The organism is Brenneria goodwinii, from assembly GCF_002291445.1.
In the GTDB taxonomy this organism is placed as follows: Bacteria; Pseudomonadota; Gammaproteobacteria; order Enterobacterales; family Enterobacteriaceae; genus Brenneria; species Brenneria goodwinii.
In genome coordinates this window covers 2853753-2874326 of sequence record NZ_CP014137.1, presented here as the reverse complement: position 1 = coordinate 2874326, position 20574 = coordinate 2853753, and the positions used below count along the sequence as shown (strand labels likewise).

Here is a 20574-nt window from a genome sequence, read left to right as displayed (position 1 = left end):
GACGAGTGTTGCTGATTCGGCGTTTTTCAGGAGGTAATTATGTTTGGCAATCTGGGACAGGCAGGGAAGTATTTAGGCCAGGCGGCACGTATGCTGGTTGGTATTCCTGACTATGACACCTATGTACAACATATGCAGACCAATCACCCTGATAAGCCGGTGATGACGTATAAAGAATTTTTCCGCGAACGCCAGCAGGCGCGTTACGGCGGCGATGGCAAAGGCGGAATGCGTTGCTGCTAGCAAATCGGAGCTGTTATGACTCAACCTCTCTATGTCACTATTCTGACCGGGTTTTTGGGGGCGGGTAAAACCACCTTATTACGGCATATGCTCAATGCCGATCATGGTTATAAGATCGCCGTGATTGAAAACGAATTCGGTGAAGTGCCTATCGATAATGCGCTGATCGGTGAACGGGCAAGCAAAATCACCACCTTGAGCAACGGTTGTATCTGCTGCAGTCAGGCCAATGAGTTGGCCGATGCGCTGCTGGATTTACTGGACGGCATCGACGACGGTACCTTGGATTTCGACCATGTGGTGATCGAGTGTACCGGCATGGCCGATCCCGGCCCGGTGGCTCAGACCTTCTTTTCCCACGACGTTATCTGCGAGCGTTTCGTGCTGGACGGCATCATTACGCTGGTGGATGCGGTACACGCTCAACAGCAACTCGATCGGTTTACGATTGCCCAGTCGCAGATCGGCTATGCCGACCGCATTCTGCTGACCAAAACCGATATCGCCGGCGCAGACGAGGCGCTGATCCAGCGTCTGCAACGCATTAACGCCAGAGCGCCGATTTATTCCGTGGTGAACGGAGACATTGATTTAAGCGTCTTATTTGATATTGAAGGCTTTATTCTTAACGATAAACTGGCGCTGAATACGCCGACCTTCCGCTTTATCGCCCCTGCGCAAAATGATATTCAGTCTATCGTTGTTCATCTCGATACCCCGCTTGAGCTTGCCGCGGTCTCTGATCTGATGGAAAGTTTCCTGCTGAATCACGCCGATAGTTTATTGCGTTACAAAGGGATTCTGGCGATTAACGGCGACGCGCGCCGTCTGCTGTTTCAAGGCGTGCAACGTCTGTACAGCGCCGACTGGGACCGGGAATGGCGGGATGACGAAGAAAGAAGCAGCGTATTGGTTTTCATCGGCAGAGATCTGCCCGAGCAGGAAATCCGCGACGGCTTTGCCCGTCTGGCTGAATGATTATTTTAGGTTTTCCGGCTGCTCTACGCGGGCAGCCTTCTAGCGTGTATTACTTAGCCCTCATGCTTGGCGACGTCGGCAAATTTCGCCTCTAACAGACGCGCCAGATCTTCCGCCGCCAGTTCGATATCCAGTCCGCGTTTGCCGCCGGAAATAAAAATGGTTTTGAACTGTTGCGCCGCTTCGTCAATCACGGTCGGCAGGCGTTTTTTCTGCCCCAGCGGGCTAATGCCGCCAACCAGATAACCGGTTACGCGTTGGGCGATGGCCGGGTCGGCCATATCGGCTTTTTTGGCTGACAGCGCGCGGGCCACTTTCTTTAAATCCAGCATCCCGGCGACGGGCGTAACCGCCACGGCGAGATTCTTGGCATCGCCGTTCAGCGAGACTAATAGCGTTTTGTAAACCTGCTCTTTGTTCAGCCCCAGTTTTTTGGCCGCTTCCTCGCCAAAATTCGTTTCGTCGCTGTCGTGATGATAGCTGTGTAAAGTAAATGCGATCTTGTTTTTCTCAAGCAGTTTAATTGCCGGTGTCATGATTCAAATATCCTTACGGGCGATATCCTGTTCTTTCACCTCGCAGGCGCATTGGGTGCCTGCAGGTTGAAATCCATCGGGTATATTTCGCTCAATTGGCCTGTAATAACGTGGGGAGGTTGTCATCACCATATAAATGTAACGCGCCGACTGCAACCACATAATTGCCGGCGGGCAGGGCCTGGAGCTTTTGTTGCCAGAGCCGGTTGCGTTGATTCATCAGCACGTTGCTCATCTCATGACTGAAGGTGGCGGGCAGCGGCATGGTCATCTTGCCCGGTTTGCTATCCAGCCACCAGCCGACCATGGTTTGCAACAGACGCGCGTTGGCGTGCCAGTGTCTGATGGTATCTTGCAGCAGCGGTAAACCGCCCTGCGGCAGCTGTTGCAGCAAATCGACCTGCGTCTGCTGCCCCTCAAGTTCAATAATGTTTAACCCTTGCGCCTTAGCGGCGTTAATCAACTGATAATCGATACCGTAATCCGGGCGCAATCCCAGTAACTGCGCCTGACGGGCCTGTAGCATCAGCGCCGCCTGCCAGGCGGGAACGCGGTCAATGAGGTTTTCGCTGAACGACAGCTTTTCGCAGATGAGCTGTAGCTGGCGATAATCCGCCGGGTCGAGCCGTTCCGAGAGCGGAGGGGCGGCTGCGGTATGTTCGAAAGGCGAACCCGTGTTGGAAATATCGGCTTCGACAATCAGCGCGGTGGCGCTTTGCAACTGTTTCAGCAGCGCGTCGGGCAGGGGGGCCATATCCATGCTGCCCATATGAATACTGCCGACCAGATGAAGCTGGCGGTCATCCGGCAGATGAACATCCACCGCGGGATAGGCGTAAGTCAGGGGCGTGATAAAACCCAAAAAAGTGGCGATTTGGCGCAGCAATTGTCTCATCGATCCCGTCTCCCGATTCTCATTCATCTATGCTAAACGCATCGGGAGGCAAGTTGTACTGGTAATCGGCTGAAAATGCGGATGCCTGAGGGCGCAGGCAGCCGCTCTGCTCATCTTCCGGGTTTAAAGCGCAGCAGCCGATTGGCGTTGCTGACCACGGTGATGGAGGATAGCGCCATCGCCGCGCCGGCTACCACCGGGCTTAGCAGCGTCCCGGTCAGCGGATACAGTACGCCGGCCGCAATCGGGATCCCTAGTACGTTGTAAACAAACGCGCCCAGTAGGTTTTGCTTCATATTGCGCAGGGTGGCCTTGGAGATGGCCAAGGCATCGGCCACGCCGTGCAGGCTGTGGCGCATCAGGGTAATGGCCGCGGTTTCGATCGCGATATCGCTGCCGCCGCCCATGGCGATCCCCACATCCGCCCGCGCCAGCGCAGGGGCATCGTTGATGCCGTCGCCGATCATCGCCACGCGTTTCCCCTGTGCCTGAAGCTGTTTGATAGCATCAGCCTTGCCATCCGGCAGCACGCCGGCGATCACCCGGTCGATACCGGCGTCCTTGGCGATGGCGTTGGCCGTCAGCGGATTATCGCCAGTCAGCATCACCAGTTGATAGCCCTGTTGGTGCAGGCGCTGCAAAGCCGCGACGCTGTCTGCGCGCAAAGGATCGAGGATAGAGAACACGGCGACGATATGACCGTCAGCCGCCAGTAATACCGGCGTGATGCCGCGTTGCGCCTGTTCCTCGATCAACGCCTCGCCGGCCTGGATATCAATCTGGCGCTGTTTCAGCAGCGCCGGATTGCCGAGAAGCAACGACACGCCCTCGGCCGTTTGCCCGCTGACTCCCAGACCGCGCAACGTTCGGAACTGATTGATCTCCGTGAGGGTAAGACCTTCGGCACGGTTGACGATGGATTTTGCCAGCGGATGATTGGCGCCCCGTTCCAGCGAGGCCGCCCAGATTAGCGCCTGTTGTTCCGTCGCCGCCCCAAAAGTGTGAACCGCTACCACGCGCGGCTGGCCTTCGGTCAGGGTGCCGGTTTTGTCGAAAACCAGAATATCCAGCTTGCTGGCCTGTTGCAGGGCATCGGCATCCCGCACCAGTACGCCGAATTCGGCCGCGCGGCCCACCCCGGAAATAATCGACATCGGCGTCGCCAGCCCGAGGGCGCAAGGGCAGGCGATAATCAACACGGTGGTGGCGATCACCAGCGTATAGACAATTTGCGGCGCCGGTCCGGCGAACAACCAGACGGCGCCGCTGATGACGGCGATAGCCACCACCACCGGCACAAACACGGCGGAAATGCGATCGGCCAGTTGTCCGATCGCCGGTTTACTGCTCTGCGCCTGTCTGACCAGCCGGATAATGCGCGATAGCGTCGTCTGGTTGCCGACGGCGTCGGCGCGGAACAAGGCGCTGCCGTCGGCAACCAGCGTACCGGCGTGAACCGCATCGCCTGGCTCTTTTTGTTGCGGCAGCGGCTCGCCGGTCAGCATCGCTTCATCGACCCAGATTTCCCCTTGCAGGATCTCGCCGTCGACGGGAATGCGGTCGCCGGTCGTCAGACGTAACGTCATGCCGGTTTGCACGGCGGCCAGCGGCAACGTTTGCTCGCCGTCCGGCGTCACTACGCGGGCGGTGGGGGGCGTGAGATCCAACAGCTTTTCCAACGCGTGGGACGAGCGCTGGCGGGCGCGCTGTTCCAGGGCATGACCCAGGTTGATTAGACCGATGATCATGGCGCTGGCTTCATAATAAAGGTGACGGGCCGCCATGGGGAAAACGTCCGGCCATAGGTTGACGGTAATGGAATAGAGCCAGGCCGCGCCGGTGCCGAGTGCGACCAGCGTATCCATGGTGGCGCCGCCGTTTTTCAGGCTGCGCCAGGCGTTGCGATAAAAATGGCCGCCGGCGAAAACCATGACCGCCAGCGTCAGCGCGCCGACGATCAGCCACGGCGTGCGGCTTGCGGGCGTCAGGGTCATGCTGCCGCCGAGCACGCCCCACAGCATTAACGGCACCCCCAACAGCAGGCCGAGCGCCGCCTGCCACTGAAAACGCCGGATGTTTTGTTGTGAGGTCTGCTGCTGGCGGGCGCGGCGTTGCTCTTCATCCTGAATGATTTCGGCGCCGTAGCCCGCCCGTTCGACGGCGGCGATCAGCGCTTCCGGCGTCGCGTGTCCGCTCACCAGCGCGCTGCGCTCGGCCAGATTTACGCGCGCCTGCGTTACGCCGGCAACGCCTTGTAAGGCTTTCTGCACCCGGTTGACGCAGCTGGCGCAGCTCATCCCCTGCAGCAGCATTTGTACATTGTCGTCGTCAACGACAGGCGCGTCGTCAACGGATGAGGCCGGAATATTATTCTGGGCCGCTGGCAGCGTTTCCGGCGTCGTCGCTACCTGTGCCAGCGGCTCAGTTTTTGGGTGAGCCGTCTCCTGCAATACGCTGGCCTGATAACCGGCCTGTTTCACCGCGCTGATTAGCGCTGCCGGATCGGCGTCGCCGTAGATGTCGGCTTGCTCTTTGGATACTTCTGCCGCGACAACGCCCTGAACGGCTTCCAGCGCTTTACGCGTAGAGGCGACGCAATGCTGACAGCTCAATCCGGAAAGTTGCAGAGCAACATCCGGGGCGGCGGCCTGGCTGGCTTCGTATCCGGCCTGTTCGATACTGGCGATTAGCGCCGGCGTTTTTGCATCGCCCGTGACTTTGGCGTAATTCAGCGTGACGTCCGCCTGTTCAACATCCGGCAGTTCTTCCAGCGTTTTTTTAACCCGCTGTACGCAGTGTCCGCAGGTGAGTCCCTGCAATGACAAAACGATAGTTTGTGACATGAACGTTATCTCCTGTGGGCGCAACCGGCGGTCGAATACGCTGGCCGTCAGCCTGCTTTTTACCGATGATTAAGCAGGTTAAACCTTACCGCAAGGGGAAGGTCAAGAGATTATTTTGCTGATTAACGCAGGCTTTTAACATCGGCGCCGACGCCGCATCGCGCTTTGACGAAAGTGGCCGTAAGACTGGGGAATTTGACCGACATTTGAAATATTGCGCCGCATTGCCGACTGCGGCGCGGGTCTTCGAATATTGTTTCGCCTGTCCCTTCAATCACCATGCGCCAGGTAAAGGTAAGGTTGCAAGACTCTGTTATCCGATAATAGGGTTGATGATGGATGGCGATTGGGTCATGAACGCGTGAATAATTTTATCCGCTTCCGCCATGGACTGACTATTTAATCGATAAAAATAGAAGACCATAGCGGCAAATGCGACGGCATATAAGATCACCGCCCACGGGTATTCGATGATCATCAGGAAAAGGGTTTCCATCGTATTTTCCATATCAAACCCGAAGCTGAAATATTTCTGATAGCGGCTGAAAAACAGAAAAAGAGAGAAGATCAAAAGGGGGAGCGCTAAAATCCCCGCTATGATGTTGGCGGAACGTTTTTTCTTATTCAGATTGGCGTACCTTGACCGCCCAGATATCGTTCAATCATCGTCAATCTGCCGGTTTTTACGGCAAGCCCCGATCCGGCGCTCAATTGTACATAACCCAATATAAGGCCGCACGCCATGGGCGATTATCTTGAAAAATAGGGAACATCTTCTGTAAATATTCAGATCGGATATGGACATTCTGACATTTCACTGGCGATGACGTATGCTCATTTTAATTGACGGTCTTCCCGCAGGGGAGGCGTAAGGAGGAGCGATGAATATCGGCGATGTGGCAAAAAAAACCGGGCTTACCAGTAAAACCATCCGCTTCTATGAAGAGAAAGGGCTACTGACCGCGCCGTTGCGTTCTGAAAATGGCTACCGCAGTTATAGAGCCCATCATATCGAAGAACTGACGTTACTGCGTCAGGCTCGCCAGGTCGGGTTTAATCTGGACGAGTGTAAGGAGCTGGTCGCGCTGTTTAACGATCCGCTACGCCGCAGCGCGGATGTTAAAGCGCGCACGCTGCAAAAAGTAACGGAAATTGAAGTCCAGATTGAAGAACTGAGGGCGATGCGCCAACGTTTGCTGGCGCTGGCGGAACAGTGTCCGGGAGACAGCGGCGCGGATTGTCCGATCATCAATAATCTTGCCGGTTGTTGCCATGCCAAAACATGATGGAATGCCAGTAACTCGACTTCAGTAAGCTTCAGGGGATTGGCTGTGCCGCCGCGTTACGAGGTCCATGAATGCGTCTCGCTCGTAAAGGGCCAGTGTCGCGTTGTTCAAAACGATAACGTTTTGTCCTGTAACTCGAATTATTGCGAATATATCCTGAAAAGAGAGCTGTCTCGCGTTTGTTTCCCGTACGGGATTTTATAATCCTCACTGCTATCGTGATATATAAACTAAGAAGAATAGCCAGCATGATACGATCGGGCATTAGCATAGTTTTTAATAAAACGAATCCGCCGTTCCCACCTAAGATTATTACCGCCCTATGCGCTCTTTTTCCTCATACTTTGCGTAATAAGATGATATTTCTGGCGGTGTTTATGGTCTTTCTCCCTGTTTTAATTATGGCTTATATTGTGGAGGTCCAGGGGAAAGAAGCATTGCTGCGGGAAAAAGAGAAAAAACTTTATGCCGTCACTCAGCTTTTGGATGATGTCCTGGGTGATAAATTAGAACAATTCGCCGATCTTCCCCGCTCCGAACGTATCCATGCCCTGAATCAGCATTTGTCTGCGACGACGGATAAAATAACGCGGACATTTTTGAATGTCGGCGCCGGATATTACAGCAAATCGTTAGACGCAATTATTACTTATGCGCCGCAGGAGCAATACGGTAATACCGTCGGTGCCTCTATTTCAGCAGAACATCCGGGCAGGCAGGTCATGCTGACGGGAAAACCGTTGATTAAATCGGGTTTTCAGGTCAGAGGAGATATCATGAATGCCATGATGCCGATTATTCGGCATGGCGAAATAATCGGTTATATTTGGGCTAATGAACTTTCCAATGATATTAATAAGCAAGCCATGGCAATGGACATCAGTATTATTACGGTTATTACCATTGGCTTGATGATTAGTCTTTTCCTGATTATCAGTTTTTCCCGGCGTCTTACCCGTGACGTTGATTTAATTGAATCCGGGTTAAGTCAACTTCCCGTTGACTTAAAAGCACAGTTGCCGCCGCTGCATGGAGAAATGGGTAGAATCGCCGCCAGTATTAATACCCTATCTCGCGATTTGCGCGAAGTTAGAACGTTGAATGAGTTAATCATTGAGAGCGCTGCCGATGGCGTAATCAGTATTGATAATTACGGTAAAATAACCATGTGTAATCCGGCGGCGCAGGAGATATCCGGATACAGTAATGAAGAGTTAATCGGCAAACATTACAAATCCGTTTTTGATAAAGAGGGGTTTCAAAGCCCGGTGCTGGATACTCTGACGCATGGCGTGGGGCATGTCGGGGTCGAATTGGATTATCCGGCGAAAGAAAAGATCTTACAGATAAAAGCCAGCAGTAGTCAGTTAAGGAATGCCGAAGGCGAAATTATTGGCGCCTTGGTGATTTTTACCGATCTCACCGCACAAAAGCAGATGCAAAAACAAATTGAACGGGCGGAGCGATTGGCGACTCTGGGCGAACTGATGGCGGGTGTCGCCCATGAGGTGCGTAATCCACTGACGGCCATCAGCGGTTTTGTACAATATCTGAAAGAGGGGGAACGCGATCGCCAGCGCGTTGAATATATCAACATTATCCTCAAGGAAGTTCGTTCCATTAATAATGTGATACAGCAATTACTTGATTTTGCCAGGCCGCATTCCCGCCTCTATCAGTGTATTGCCATTAATCCGCTGATTCGCGAAACGTTGCTGCTGGTGCATACGCACGGTCTGGATAACCGGGTTGATTTCACCATCACGCTGGATGAAACACTGCCGGATATTGAAGCGGATGCTGAATTGCTGAAACAGGTGATCCTGAACTTAATGATTAATGCCGTTCAGGCGATCCCGGCGCGGGGCGAGATTAACGTTTCCACCCGACGATATGGTGACGATAAATTACAAATCAAAATTCGCGATAGCGGAATTGGCATCGCCCCCGATGTCATGGAAAAGATATTCACGCCATTTTTCACCACCAAACCGACCGGTACCGGGCTCGGGCTCTCTATTGCCCAACGTATTATAACCGCCCACAACGGCGACATTACTATAGAAAGCCAGCCGCAGCATGGCACGACGGTAACACTGATTCTTCCGATTCTGAAGTGTAGCAGGAGCGCGCAATGACCCAAGCGTATCGTATTCTTATTGTGGATGATGAAGAGAGCGTCCGCCGGATGCTGACTGCGGTATTTTCCAATGACGGTCATCATGTCATCTGTTCCGGAGATGGACAATCGGCCATCTCTGTCTACCGGGAGCAGCAGCCCGACATTGTGCTGATGGATATCAGAATGCCCAATGTTAACGGCATCAATGCACTGAAACGTATGAGGGAAATTCAGCAGGATATTCCTATCATTCTGATGACGGCCTACGCCGCGGTGGAGACGGCGGTTGAAGCCTTGCGGCTCGGAGCCTTCGACTATGTGATAAAGCCGTTTGAGCTGGATGAGTTAAAACTGCTAATGAGCCGGGCGTTGCAATTACGTGATATGAAGCAGGAAATTAATTTGCTGCACCGCGAGTTGTCGGAAAGCTATACCTGGGATCGCATTCTGACCAATAACCCCAAGATGATGGAATTATGCCGCGATATCGCCAAGGTTGCCCAAAGTAACGCCACGGTGCTGATTACTGGCGAAAGCGGGACTGGCAAGGAATTGATTGCCAAGGCCATTCATTATAATAGCGCCAGGGCGAACGGGCCGTTTATTCGAGTGAATTGCGGAGCTTTGCCCGAGTCGCTACTGGAAAGCGAACTGTTCGGTCACGAGAAAGGAGCGTTCACCGGCGCGCAAATGCAACGACAAGGACTGTTTGAACGTGCGCACTGTGGAACCCTACTGCTGGATGAGATAGGCGAGATGCCCCATAACTTGCAGGTAAAACTTTTACGCGTTTTGCAGGAGCGGGAATTTGAAAGGCTTGGCGGAAGCCGGACGATTAAAACTGATATTCGCATTGTCGCCGCAACTAATCGAAATTTACCTGAAATGATTGATAACGGCGAGTTTCGGCACGACTTGTTTTATCGTTTAAACGTGATGCATTTATCCTCACTTCCTCTTAGAGACAGACCGGAAGATATTGCTTTGCTGTCGCAGCATTTTTTACATAAGTTCAGCGCGGAGAACGGCAAGGAAATTATTGGGCTGGATATTAGCGCCATTGTTGCGCTTGAAAAATATAGCTGGCCGGGAAATGTCCGTGAGCTGGAGAATGCTATTGAGCGCGCCGTGATCATGAGCACCGGATTTATGATTTTCGCTGACGATCTGCCGGAACAGGTGCAGCAGGTAAGGGATAACGACCCGCAAGATGATATGTCCGATCCCATTGAAGATGGCGGTCTGAGTCTGAAAGAACGAATGAAATCCTACGAGCGGGAGTTGATTTTCCGGGTGTTGAATAATAATCAAGGTAATCGGGTTCAAACCGCAAAAATATTAGGCATTAGCCGGCGTGCATTAATTTATAAATTACAAGAGTATTGTATTGAATAAAAACAAATCCATGATTAATGTAATGTTATTGTTAAGGCTGGCCTGTTCTTGGTCGGCCTTTTTTATTATGTGATCCACTTCACCAAAGTATTCGTTCTGTGTGCAAATTTATGTGCGCACTTTCGACGTTTAATTTCACATCATCTTTCCCGTTTTATTTCTTGAAATCTTAGATTTTGTTTTTTATTCCTTTCATTTCATTGTGTTGCGATTTTGGGTCTTTGCTGAAAAAACTGGCCTGTGCTTTGCAATTCCTGAATAGATCCATTTTTTATTGGATATAAACCAAGGAGTCATAATGAAAGATAAAAGAATAAAAATATCTCAGGCCGCTCAATATTTTAATGATGGCATGACAATCATGGTCGGCGGTTTTATGGGAATAGGCACTCCGCCTCGATTAATTGATGCATTACTCGATTCCGGCGTAAAAGAACTTACGCTGATTTGCAACGACACGGCTTTTGTTGATACCGGAATTGGTCCGTTAATTACCAATGGACGCGTGAAAAAGGTTATTGCCTCTCATATTGGCACTAATCCTGAAACGGGACGGCGCATGATCGCCGGAGAAATTGATATCGAACTGGTTCCCCAGGGAACGTTGACCGAACGCATTCGCTGCGGGGGCGCCGGGCTAGGCGGCGTGCTGACGCCTACCGGTGTTGGCACCGTGGTTGAAGAGGGAAAACAAAAGATTACCCAAAGTGGCGTCGACTATTTGTTGGAACTGCCATTACGGGCGGATCTGGCGTTAGTCCAGGCTCACATCGCTGATTTGTTTGGCAATCTCACCTATGAACTCACCGCCCGTAATTTCAATCCGCTTATCGCACTCGCGGCGGATCGCGTCATCGTTGAACCGGATGAGTTGGTCAATATCGGCGATATCTCGCCGGACGTTGTTGTAACCCCCGGCGCCCTGATCAATCACATCGTCGTTCCCATGGAGGCTGACGCATGAATACCAAGACACTCATTGCTCAACGCGTAGCGCAGGAATTACAGGATGGCGATATCGTCAATCTGGGAATCGGGTTGCCAACGATGGTGGCCAATTACCTGCCGGAAAATATGGATATCACCCTTCAATCTGAAAATGGCTTTCTGGGGCTGGGGCCGATAGAGGAGCCGCACCCCAGTCTGGTTAATGCCGGCGGACAACCTTGCGGCATGCGGCCGGGGGCGGCGATGTTCGACAGCGCGTTCTCTTTTGCTCTGATCCGCGGCGGTCATGTGGATGTCAGCGTACTCGGCGGGTTACAGGTCGATCAGCAGGCGAATCTGGCTAACTGGATGGTGCCCGGAAAAATGGTGCCCGGTATGGGAGGGGCGATGGATCTGGTAACCGGAGCCCGCAAAGTCATCATCGCCATGGAGCATTGCGCAAAAGATGGTTCACCCAAACTGTTGGCGCAGTGCACATTACCGCTGACCGCTAAAAATAAAGTCGACATGGTGGTGACGGAGCTTGCCGTATTTGTGTTCGACAACGGACAACTTACGCTCACTGAACTGGCTCCGGGCGTATCTTTGGACACGGTGAAAGAGAAAACCGCGGCCAAATTTATCGTTGCCGACAATCTGAAGGTGATGCCGGTTGTCATGAACGAGGCGGCATCATGATCGGAAAAATTTCCAGGGGGATGACAACGGTCGTCAGCCGTTATCTGCCCGATCCGCTTATCTTCGCGATGTTGCTGACTATTCTGATGTTTATCATCGGGCTGACGTTTACGCCGCATACGCCGATGGACATGGTGAAAATGTGGGGTGATGGCTTCTGGAATCTGCTCGGATTCGGAATGCAGATGGCGCTGATCATTGTTACCGGTCATGCGCTGGCCAGTTCACCGCCGGTTAAACGGGTATTGAAAAATATTGCTTCACTGGCAAAAACGCCGGTTCAGGGCGTAATGCTGGTAACGTTCTTTGGTCTGGTCGCCTGTGTGATCAACTGGGGATTCGGGCTGATTGTGGGCGCGATGTTTGCCCGCGAGGTAGCTCGCCGCGTACCTGGCTCTGACTATCCGCTGTTGATCGCCTGCGCCTACATCGGGTTCCTTTCCTGGGGCGGGGGTTTTTCAGGTTCAATGCCGTTGCTGGCGGCGACGCCGGGTAATCCGGTGGAGCATATTGCCGGCATCATCCCCATCAGTGAGACTCTGCTGACCGGCTATAACTTCTTCATCACGATTGGGCTGATTGTCGTCATGCCTTTTGTGACCAGAATGATGATGCCGAAGTCAGAAAACGTGATCGCTATCGATCCCGCTTTATTGGAAGAGGAGCCCGATTTTCAGAAGAAACTGCCGGCCAATGCTTCAATAGCGGAAAAGCTGGAAGAAAGCCGGATTATTACGCTGATTATCGTCGCGCTGGGCGTGGCCTATCTCGGCATGTACTTTTGGCAAAACGGTTTCAATATCACGATCAATACGGTCAATTTGATGTTTCTGATCGGCGGCATGTTACTGCATAAAACGCCGATGGCGTATATGCGGGCCATTTCCGCCGCCGCGCGTAGTACCTCCGGTATTCTGGTGCAGTTTCCTTTCTATGCCGGCATCCAACTGATGATGGAGCACTCCGGCCTCGGCGGCATGATTACCGAGTGGTTCATCAATATCGCCAACAAAGACACCTTCCCCGTCATGGCGTTCTTCAGTTCCGCGCTGATTAACTTTTCCGTGCCTTCCGGTGGCGGACACTGGGTCATTCAAGGGCCGTTCGTTCTTCCCGCCGCTCAGGCTCTGGGCGCCGATCTGGGGAAAGCCACTATGGCCATCGCCTATGGCGAACAGTGGATGAATATGGCTCAACCATTCTGGGCGCTGCCTGCGCTGGCCATTGCCGGGCTGGGGGTTCGCGACATTATGGGATATTGCGTTACCGCTTTGCTGTTCTCCGGCGTCATTTTCGTTATTGGTCTCACGCTACTCTGACCCTCATCATAAGGAATACAAATAATGAATAATGCAGTTATTGTCAGTGCCGCCCGTACTGCGGTAGGCAGTTTTAACGGCGGTTTGGCAAGCGTGTCAGCCGCCGATCTGGGCGCGCATGTTATCCGTGAAGCAATCCGCCGGGCCGGTATAGCGGCCGGCGTGATTGATGAAGTTATTATGGGAAATGTTTTACAGGCGGGGTTGGGACAGAATCCGGCGCGCCAGGCGGCGTTAAAAGGCGGGATTATGAAAGAAATCAGTTCATTCACCGTGAACAAAGTCTGTGGTTCCGGCCTGAAAAGCGTGGCGCTGGCCGCGCAGGCTATCCGTTCAGGAGACGCAAATGTCGTGCTGGCCGGCGGCATGGAAAGTATGAGCCAGGCGCCCTATCTGCTTGATAGCAAGGCCCGCTGGGGGTATCGCCTTGGCAATGGCCATCTCCAGGACGTTATTTTGCAGGATGGCCTGCTTTGCGCCATTAATGGCTATCACATGGGGATTACGGCCGAAAATGTGGCGAAAGAGTACAATATTACCCGTGAGCAGCAGGATAGCGCCGCGTTGGCCTCCCAGCAAAAAGCGATAGCGGCGATAGCAAAAGGCGCGTTTGCCAAGGAAATTACCCCTATCGTGATTAAAGGACGGAAAGGTGAGGTTATTTTCGATACGGATGAGCACCCACGGGCTGAGACCACGCAGGAAAAACTGGCCGCATTGCGTCCGGCATTTGATAAAAATGGTTCGGTGACTGCGGGCAATGCCTCCGGTATCAATGATGGCGCGGCGGCGCTGATCGTGATGTCCGAACAGCGTGCCCGCGATCTGGGGCTGAAACCTCTGGCGCGTATCCGCGGTTATGCCAGCGCTGGCGTCGGGCCGGATATCATGGGTATGGGGCCGGTACCCGCAACGTTGAACGTGCTGAAAAGCACGGGCTTAAGCCTGTCGGATATCGATCTGATTGAAGCGAACGAAGCGTTTGCCGCCCAGTTTCTGGCCGTAGGAAAGGTGCTGGGTTTCGATGAGGAAAAGGTTAATGTGAACGGCGGGGCGATTGCGCTGGGGCATCCGATTGGCGCCAGCGGCGCTCGTATTCTGGTGACGCTGCTGCATGCTATGGAGGCCAGAGACAAAGCGCTGGGGTTGGCGACGCTGTGTATTGGCGGCGGGCAGGGAACGGCAATGATTGTTGAGCGCGTTTAAGGCGTGGTATCCACGGGGAGACCACGACGCGAAGTACCGTAAGCGTTGACCTCGGCGTCGTGTTTCCCTAACGTCAAACTTAAGCTAACGGCATTAAGGTTCTGGCGTGTTTTTTTCACGCCAGAACGAGGCGAGGAATCCCGTCAATCCTGGGGTTGCGGCGTAACCGGGCGCACGTGCAGCGTAATGCCTTCAATGGCAATCACTTCAACATGGGTTCCGGCAGCCAGGTTTGGCTCTGATTTGACCCGCCAGGTGCTGTCGCCGATTCTGACGCGTCCGAAACCATCCACCGTGGGTTCGATCAGCGTGGCGCGCCGCCCGATCAACTGCTGTCCGCGCTGGTTCAGCGCGGAGGCCGGGCGGGCAAGCGTGCGCTTACGCAGCCAGTACCACCACAGCACGGCGGTGATGATGGTCAGAACGGCGAATGCAATGCCTTGCCACGGCCAGCCTATCGGCATCAGCCAGGCCAGCAGCCCAACCAGCACCGCCGATATCCCGCTCCATAACAGATAACCACTGGCGCCCAGCATCTCGGCCGCCAGCAACAGGCCACCGAGCGACAGCCAGAACCAGTGCGCATTTTCCATCACCAGTTCAATACCCATTATTTACTCCGGCTGTCTTGGCTATCTTTAATCAGTTCGGTAATACCGCCGATGGCGCCCATTAGGTTACTGGCTTCCAGCGGCATCATGATGACCTTGCTGTTGTTGGATGAACCGATTTGTTGCAGCGCGTCGGTATATTTTTGCGCCACAAAATAGTTGATCGCCTGAATGTTGCCCGCGGCGATCGCCTCCGACACCATTTTAGTCGCCTGCGCTTCCGCTTGCGCCGCACGTTCACGCGCTTCGGCTTCTAAAAAGGCGGACTGCCGTTGCCCTTCCGCCTTCAGTATTTGCGACTGTTTTTCCCCCTCGGCCCGCAGAATGGCGGCCTGACGAACGCCCTCGGCTTCAAGAATATCGGCGCGTTTGTTACGTTCCGCTTTCATCTGCGCGTTCATCGCCGCAATCAGCTCGGCCGGCGGACGCACATCGCGGATTTCAATACGGGTAATCTTAACGCCCCACGGGTTGGTGGCTTCATCGACGATATGCAGTAAGCGGCTGTTGATGCTGTCGCGCTGGGAGAGCATTTCATCCAGCTCCATCGAACCCAGCACGGTACGGAAGTTGGTCATGGTCAGGTTGACGATCGCCTGTTGCAGATTGCTGACTTCATACGCCGCCCGCGCGGGGTCGATCACCTGAATAAAGCAGACCGCATCGATAGCGACATTGGCGTTATCGCGCGAAATGACTTCCTGGGACGGAATATCCAACACCTGTTCCATCATATTGATTTTCCGGCCAACGCGGTCCATGAACGGCACCACCAGATTAAGACCTGGCATCAACGTTTTGGTATAGCGGCCGAAGCGTTCAACTGTCCATTGGTAGCCCTGCGGTACGATTTTAATTCCTGACCAGACGATGATCAGCGCCACAAAGATCAATACGGGAATGACGGTAAGCATTATCTAAAACCTCCTGGTTGTTTTATCTACCGCTAGTGTAACCCAAGCGCGGGCGGATCAGTGGGTTCCGTGGTTATTTTCCGTTGTTTTACCGTTTTCGCCGTTTTTGTCTGGCCCTTGCGCCATCGCTGGAAAAGCGGATGAGCAAAAATGACAAGTTTGATAAGTTTGTCGTATTAGACAAGTTTGAAAAGTTTTTGCTACGGTGATCCTGCGCAACCGACTTCCTTCATTCTTGGTCTATATCCGGCGATGCATCCGTGCTGCGGCAATGGCGTCTCTGGGAATGCTGTTAATCAGGAGTATGTGATGAGTCTTTCACCTGCAATAAACAACACATCGACAACCGCCCCCGCGCCGCCTCCGGTCGCTATCTCGATGAGGGGAGTAAAAAAGCAGTTTCTGGATCATGATGAAAACGTGGTGGATGTGATTAAAGACATCACGATTGATATTTATCACCGGGAATTTATCAGTATTGTCGGCCCCAGCGGATGTGGCAAGAGCACGATGTTCAACATGATCGCCGGGCTGCTGACGCCCACCGCCGGCGAGATCCAGGTATTTGACCAATATTACGCGATGCCCAAGAAAGGCCGGGTGGGTTATATGCTGCAAAAGGATCTGCTGTTTCCCTGGCGCACCATCCTCGATAACGTTTGCCTGGGGTTGGAAATCAGCGAAGTGCCGAAGAAAGAGCGCCATGAACGGGCCATGGCCTATCTGCTGAAATACGGCCTGGGAGATTTCGCCCACGCCTATCCGTCCACGCTCTCCGGCGGGATGCGTCAGAGAGCGGCGCTGATCCGCACTTTGGTGATCGATCCTGACATCATTCTGCTTGATGAGCCGTTCTCCGCGCTGGATTACCAGACTCGTCTGGTGCTGGAGGAAGAGATCCTGTCGATTCTTAATGAATACGGCAAAACGGTGGTGCTGATCACCCACGATATCGGCGAGGCCATTTCCATGTCCGATCGTATCGTGGTGATGTCGCAGCGGCCGACGTGGAATAAGAAAACCTATGAAGTCGGCTTGGCCAAGCAACATGGCTCCGCCATCGGCGCCCGTAAGGATCCGCGCTATCAACAGTTTTTCGATGCGATATGGGGCGACATGGACATTCAGTTGGGGGGCCGGTCATGAATATGCCTGTTACCGCCACGGATAAAACGCGCGCCAATCCATCGGCTTTGAGCCGTCGGCGCAAAAAGAAAGCGCTGGCGCTGCTGAAAGATAATAGCTGGCGGGCATTGATCCTTATCGGGATGGTGACGCTATGGCAGTACGGCGTAGAAACCGGCGTGGTCAATGCTTTTCTGATGGGATCGCCGGCGGGGATCTGGCATGAATTTGTCCGTTTGCTGGCTAATGGTGAACTGCTGACCAACGCCTATGTCACGGTTTACGCCACGGTGACCGGATTTGTGCTGGGCAGCCTGCTGGGATCGCTGTCCGGACTGCTGCTGTGGTATTCGCCTACGCTGGCGCGCATTCTCGATCCGTTTTTCATCGCCTTGAACGGACTGCCGAAAATCGCGCTGGCGCCGATCATTATTATCTGGTTCGGCTCCGGGATGTTTTCCAAAATCGCCCTGGCGTTTATCGCCACCTATATCGTGGCATTGCTGTCGGCGTGGCAGGGAACGCATCAGATTGACGACAGCCAGGTGAACTTAATGCGTTCGCTGGGCGCCAATAAGAACCAGATTTTCCGTAAGGTGGTGATCCCGTCCACGCTGCCATGGATCATCTCCGCCTTCCGTCTGAATATCGGCTTCGCGCTGATTGCCGATATCGGGGGCGAATTTATCTCTTCCGATTATGGCCTGGGCAAAATGATTTTCGTCGCCGGCAACCTGTTCAACCTCAACGTGGTGTGGGTCGGCGTCTTTACCTTGTTGTTCGTCGCTATCGTGCTTTATCTGCTGGTTATCCAATTACAGCGCTGGCTGCTGCCTTGGGAGCGCCAGTCGGTTAATCGTTAGTCCGCCGTTGGCTTATTCAGTAATCCATTACTCGAAGGAATTCACAGATGAATAAAATTGTTTCATGGCTGTGTGCCGCCGTCTTTACCCTGGGCTCCGCCGGCGGTTTCGCCGCCGATGGCAAGGCCGATCGCGTGCTGGTAACCGAGGCGTTTCACACGCTGCTGTATCTACCGGTTTATGTGGCGAAGCATCAGGGAATGTTTGCTCAGAACCAGATTGATGTGGCGACTATCCGCTCGGCGGGCTCCGGTCCCACCGCGCTGGCGGCCGTGTTGTCCGGCGAGGCGCAGTTCTCGGTGCACGGTCCTGAACATGTGGGATTCGCTCAGCAGAAAGGCGGTCAGGCCAAGGCTGTCAGCGCCGTCGCCAACAGCGCGCCGGTATGGATACTGGCCAAGCCGGACTTTACCTTTAATTCGCCTGCCGATCTGAAGGGAAAACGACTGGTTTCCGGCCTGGCGCCCGGGACTTCCCACACCCTGCTGATGCGTTTACTGCAACAACAGGGTTTGGATCCCAAAAAAGACGTCACGATTAACGAAGTGCAGAACGGTTCGGAGCTGGGACCACTGCTGGCCGGCCGGGCGGATGTCGCGGTGGTCTATGAACCCCAGGCCGATCAGGGCGTAGGTCAGGGGTTGAAGGTGATTTATGACTTTACCCGCGACTATCCCGAGTATGCGTTCTCCACCATCAATACTTCGGAGAAACTCATCGCCGACAATCCGCAACTGGTCGCGCGTTTCGTCAAATCCATCAATGAGTCTCTGGCTTTTATTCACCAGCACCCGGATGAAGCGAAAAAGGTGGCCCGTCTGGAGTTCGCCTCTCTGGACGGCACAATAGTGGATGCGGCGGTGCAACGCATGATCGACAGTAATGTCTATCCCGCTAACGCGGTGATTTCTCCCCAGGCATTCACCACCGCCATCGACATCCAGAAATTCGTCGGCAATATCACGCAGGATATGCCTTATGAACAGATTGTTGATGGTCAGTTCGCCAGCAAACCCTGATTAAGGATCGGCTCTATGAAAAAGATGTTGGACTCTTCTCCTTTCGCCACCATTGCCGCCACCCGGCGGCTGTTGGCCGCAGGCAAAATTTCGCCGGGGGAGTTGCTGAGTCATTTTCTGACGCGTATCGACGAACGCGATGTGCAGATCAAAGCCTGGCGTTATCTCGATCGTGACGGCGCCAGACGACGGGCGGCGGAGCTGGACCGGCAGATGGCGGCGATTGCCTGCAAACCCGCGCTATTTGGCATTCCCTATGGCGCCAAGGATATCTTCCACACCCGCGGACTGCCCACCGAGGGCGGCTCTAAAGTCTGTCAGGGGGCGATCTCCACCGAGAACGCCAGCGTTATCGACCGGCTGGATGAGATGGGGGCGCTGTTGCTCGGTAAGCTGACTACCACGGAGTTCGCCAATTTAGGCACGCCGCCGGAAACCGGCAACGCCTGGAATCCACAGCATACGCCCGGTGGCTCAAGCAGCGGTTCCGCCGCTGCGCTTGGCGCGCGCATGGCGCTAATGACGCTGGGTACGCAGACGGCCGGATCGCTGTCCCGTCCGGCGGCGTTTAACGGGGTCACGGTGCTCAAGGCAACCTATGGCCGTATCAGTAAAGCCGGGGTTATTCCGGCCAGCTGGTCGCTGGATCATGTCGGCGCCTTTACTCACACCGTTGAAGATGCGGCGTTGGTGTATAACGCGCTGTCAGGGCCGGACCCTAGAGATGAAACCACGCAAAATCTGCCTTATACGCCGCTGCAATTAAGGGAAAAGCATGATTATACTGTCGGCATCGTGGAACATCCGTGGTTCGCCAACGTGGATGATGAGGTCGGCGCCGCCTGCCGGCGGGCGATGGATGAACTGGCGGCAGGCGGCGTTCGGCTGCGTAGTATTGCGCTGCCGGCGAGTTTTGACGCGGCCTGTCAGGCGCACCAGGTAGTGATGCAGGCCGAATGCGCGGCCTATCACCGCTCGACATTCCTGCAAACGCCGACATTATTCGGTGCTTATTTACAGGAGTTCCTGCAACAGGGGTTGGCTATTTCCGCCCATGAGTATCTGCAGGCCCAGCAGACGCGGGCCCGTTACCGTGAGGAACTGGCCGCGCTGTTTGCCGAGGTGGATATCCTGATGACGCCCGCTACGTCGATGCTGGCGCCTTATAGCCTGGCGCTTACCGGTTCGCCGGCGTTTAATATGCCGTTCACCAACGCCGGCGTGCCGACGCTGACGCTGCCGGTTGGTTTTTCCCGTTCGCAATTGCCTATCGGCATGCAGTGGGTGGCCCGGCATGGCAACGAACAGGCGCTGGTGGATTTAGGGCTGTACTATCAGCAGATGACCGATTGGCATGCTTATTTACCTCCGGTCTGCCAGCATTGAAAATAAGCCGCCCGCCGGTCGACTCGGCGGGCGATAAATACATTATGATTTTTTGATGATGGGCCGCCGCAAGCGGCGTTGAAAGACGCCCGCGTTTCAGGCCATTGACAACGTTAGATTTTAGGGGAAACACGGGGATGAGGTTCCCGCAGGGACGCCTCGCCCCGTGGTCGCCCCGTGTATCTCAGGCTTACAGGCGACTTTGTC

The 20574-nt window shown here is 54.1% G+C and carries 19 protein-coding genes; 13 read left to right on the top strand and 6 right to left on the bottom strand.

Annotated elements, in window-relative coordinates; genetic code table 11:
• The first annotated feature begins 39 nt into the window (after positions 1-39).
• Both ACN28R_RS12880 and yjiA read left to right on the top strand, forming a co-directional pair.
• Positions 40-243 (top strand): YbdD/YjiX family protein, encoded by a 204-nt coding sequence (locus ACN28R_RS12880; protein WP_048635766.1) that lies wholly within the window; start codon positions 40-42, stop codon positions 241-243.
• Between the two features lie 15 nt (positions 244-258).
• Positions 259-1221, top strand: coding sequence for a GTPase (yjiA, locus tag ACN28R_RS12875; protein ID WP_095834609.1), 963 nt, complete (start codon positions 259-261; stop codon positions 1219-1221).
• Positions 1222-1274: 53 nt separating this feature from the next.
• Here the strand turns inward: yjiA and ybaK are convergent, their stop codons facing one another.
• The 4 genes from ybaK to ACN28R_RS12855 form a co-directional block, all read right to left on the bottom strand.
• The gene (gene ybaK, locus ACN28R_RS12870; RefSeq protein ID WP_048635764.1) at positions 1275-1757 is read right to left on the bottom strand and encodes a Cys-tRNA(Pro)/Cys-tRNA(Cys) deacylase YbaK; all 483 of its coding nucleotides are present in this window, start codon (positions 1755-1757) and stop codon (positions 1275-1277) included.
• Between the two features lie 91 nt (positions 1758-1848).
• Entirely contained in the window at positions 1849-2652 is an 804-nt protein-coding gene (locus ACN28R_RS12865) for a TraB/GumN family protein (RefSeq protein ID WP_048635763.1), read from the bottom strand.
• A gap of 110 nt (positions 2653-2762) precedes the next feature.
• On the bottom strand, positions 2763-5495 hold the full coding sequence (copA, locus tag ACN28R_RS12860; RefSeq protein WP_095834608.1) for a copper-exporting P-type ATPase CopA: 2733 nt from the start codon (positions 5493-5495) through the stop codon (positions 2763-2765).
• Between the two features lie 313 nt (positions 5496-5808).
• Positions 5809-6150 carry a DUF6097 family protein gene (locus tag ACN28R_RS12855; protein ID WP_220701749.1) on the bottom strand — a complete coding sequence of 114 codons (342 nt, stop codon included), beginning with the start codon at positions 6148-6150 and terminating at the stop codon, positions 5809-5811.
• Positions 6151-6376: 226 nt separating this feature from the next.
• Here ACN28R_RS12855 and cueR point away from each other — a divergent pair, with 226 nt between their 5' ends.
• From cueR to ACN28R_RS12820, 7 genes are all read left to right on the top strand, one after another.
• Positions 6377-6781 (top strand): Cu(I)-responsive transcriptional regulator, encoded by a 405-nt coding sequence (gene cueR / locus ACN28R_RS12850; RefSeq protein WP_095834606.1) that lies wholly within the window; start codon positions 6377-6379, stop codon positions 6779-6781.
• Between the two features lie 248 nt (positions 6782-7029).
• On the top strand, positions 7030-8919 hold the full coding sequence (gene atoS / locus ACN28R_RS12845) for a two-component system sensor histidine kinase AtoS (RefSeq protein WP_095834605.1): 1890 nt from the start codon (positions 7030-7032) through the stop codon (positions 8917-8919).
• Positions 8916-10298: an acetoacetate metabolism transcriptional regulator AtoC gene (atoC, locus tag ACN28R_RS12840; RefSeq protein WP_095834604.1), complete on the top strand. Its 1383-nt coding sequence runs from the start codon at positions 8916-8918 to the stop codon at positions 10296-10298. Before atoS ends, atoC begins: the two co-directional genes overlap by 4 nt.
• A 298-nt stretch (positions 10299-10596) precedes the next feature.
• Positions 10597-11262, top strand: a complete 666-nt coding sequence (gene atoD / locus ACN28R_RS12835; protein ID WP_095834603.1) for an acetate CoA-transferase subunit alpha — start codon at positions 10597-10599, stop codon at positions 11260-11262.
• Complete coding sequence (locus ACN28R_RS12830; RefSeq protein ID WP_095834602.1) at positions 11259-11924, top strand: CoA transferase subunit B; 666 nt, start codon at positions 11259-11261, stop codon at positions 11922-11924. The genes atoD and ACN28R_RS12830 overlap by 4 nt, the downstream gene beginning before the upstream one ends.
• Positions 11921-13243 carry a TIGR00366 family protein gene (locus ACN28R_RS12825; protein ID WP_048635756.1) on the top strand — a complete coding sequence of 441 codons (1323 nt, stop codon included), beginning with the start codon at positions 11921-11923 and terminating at the stop codon, positions 13241-13243. The genes ACN28R_RS12830 and ACN28R_RS12825 overlap by 4 nt, the downstream gene beginning before the upstream one ends.
• 24 nt (positions 13244-13267) lie before the next feature.
• The gene (locus ACN28R_RS12820; protein ID WP_095834601.1) at positions 13268-14449 is read left to right on the top strand and encodes an acetyl-CoA C-acetyltransferase; all 1182 of its coding nucleotides are present in this window, start codon (positions 13268-13270) and stop codon (positions 14447-14449) included.
• 143 nt (positions 14450-14592) lie between these two features.
• On the opposite strand, the gene ACN28R_RS12815 is transcribed toward ACN28R_RS12820, so the two are convergent.
• Together ACN28R_RS12815 and ACN28R_RS12810 are read right to left on the bottom strand one after the other, a co-directional pair.
• On the bottom strand, positions 14593-15060 hold the full coding sequence (locus ACN28R_RS12815; RefSeq protein WP_048635754.1) for an NfeD family protein: 468 nt from the start codon (positions 15058-15060) through the stop codon (positions 14593-14595).
• Positions 15060-15974 carry an SPFH domain-containing protein gene (locus ACN28R_RS12810; protein WP_048635753.1) on the bottom strand — a complete coding sequence of 305 codons (915 nt, stop codon included), beginning with the start codon at positions 15972-15974 and terminating at the stop codon, positions 15060-15062. Before ACN28R_RS12810 ends, ACN28R_RS12815 begins: the two co-directional genes overlap by 1 nt.
• A gap of 309 nt (positions 15975-16283) precedes the next feature.
• On the opposite strand from ACN28R_RS12810, the gene ACN28R_RS12805 reads away from it, so the two are divergent.
• The 4 genes from ACN28R_RS12805 to ACN28R_RS12790 are packed head-to-tail and all read left to right on the top strand — an operon-like array spanning position 16284 to position 20367.
• Positions 16284-17120 carry an ABC transporter ATP-binding protein gene (locus ACN28R_RS12805; protein WP_048635752.1) on the top strand — a complete coding sequence of 279 codons (837 nt, stop codon included), beginning with the start codon at positions 16284-16286 and terminating at the stop codon, positions 17118-17120.
• Positions 17117-17962: an ABC transporter permease gene (locus tag ACN28R_RS12800; protein WP_095834600.1), complete on the top strand. Its 846-nt coding sequence runs from the start codon at positions 17117-17119 to the stop codon at positions 17960-17962. The genes ACN28R_RS12805 and ACN28R_RS12800 overlap by 4 nt, the downstream gene beginning before the upstream one ends.
• Before the next feature lie 47 nt (positions 17963-18009).
• Positions 18010-18981 (top strand): ABC transporter substrate-binding protein, encoded by a 972-nt coding sequence (locus ACN28R_RS12795; RefSeq protein WP_095834599.1) that lies wholly within the window; start codon positions 18010-18012, stop codon positions 18979-18981.
• 15 nt (positions 18982-18996) lie between these two features.
• A complete protein-coding gene (locus tag ACN28R_RS12790) occupies positions 18997-20367 on the top strand; it encodes an amidase (RefSeq protein ID WP_095834598.1) in 1371 nt (456 codons plus the stop codon).
• The last annotated feature ends 207 nt before the right edge of the window (positions 20368-20574 follow it).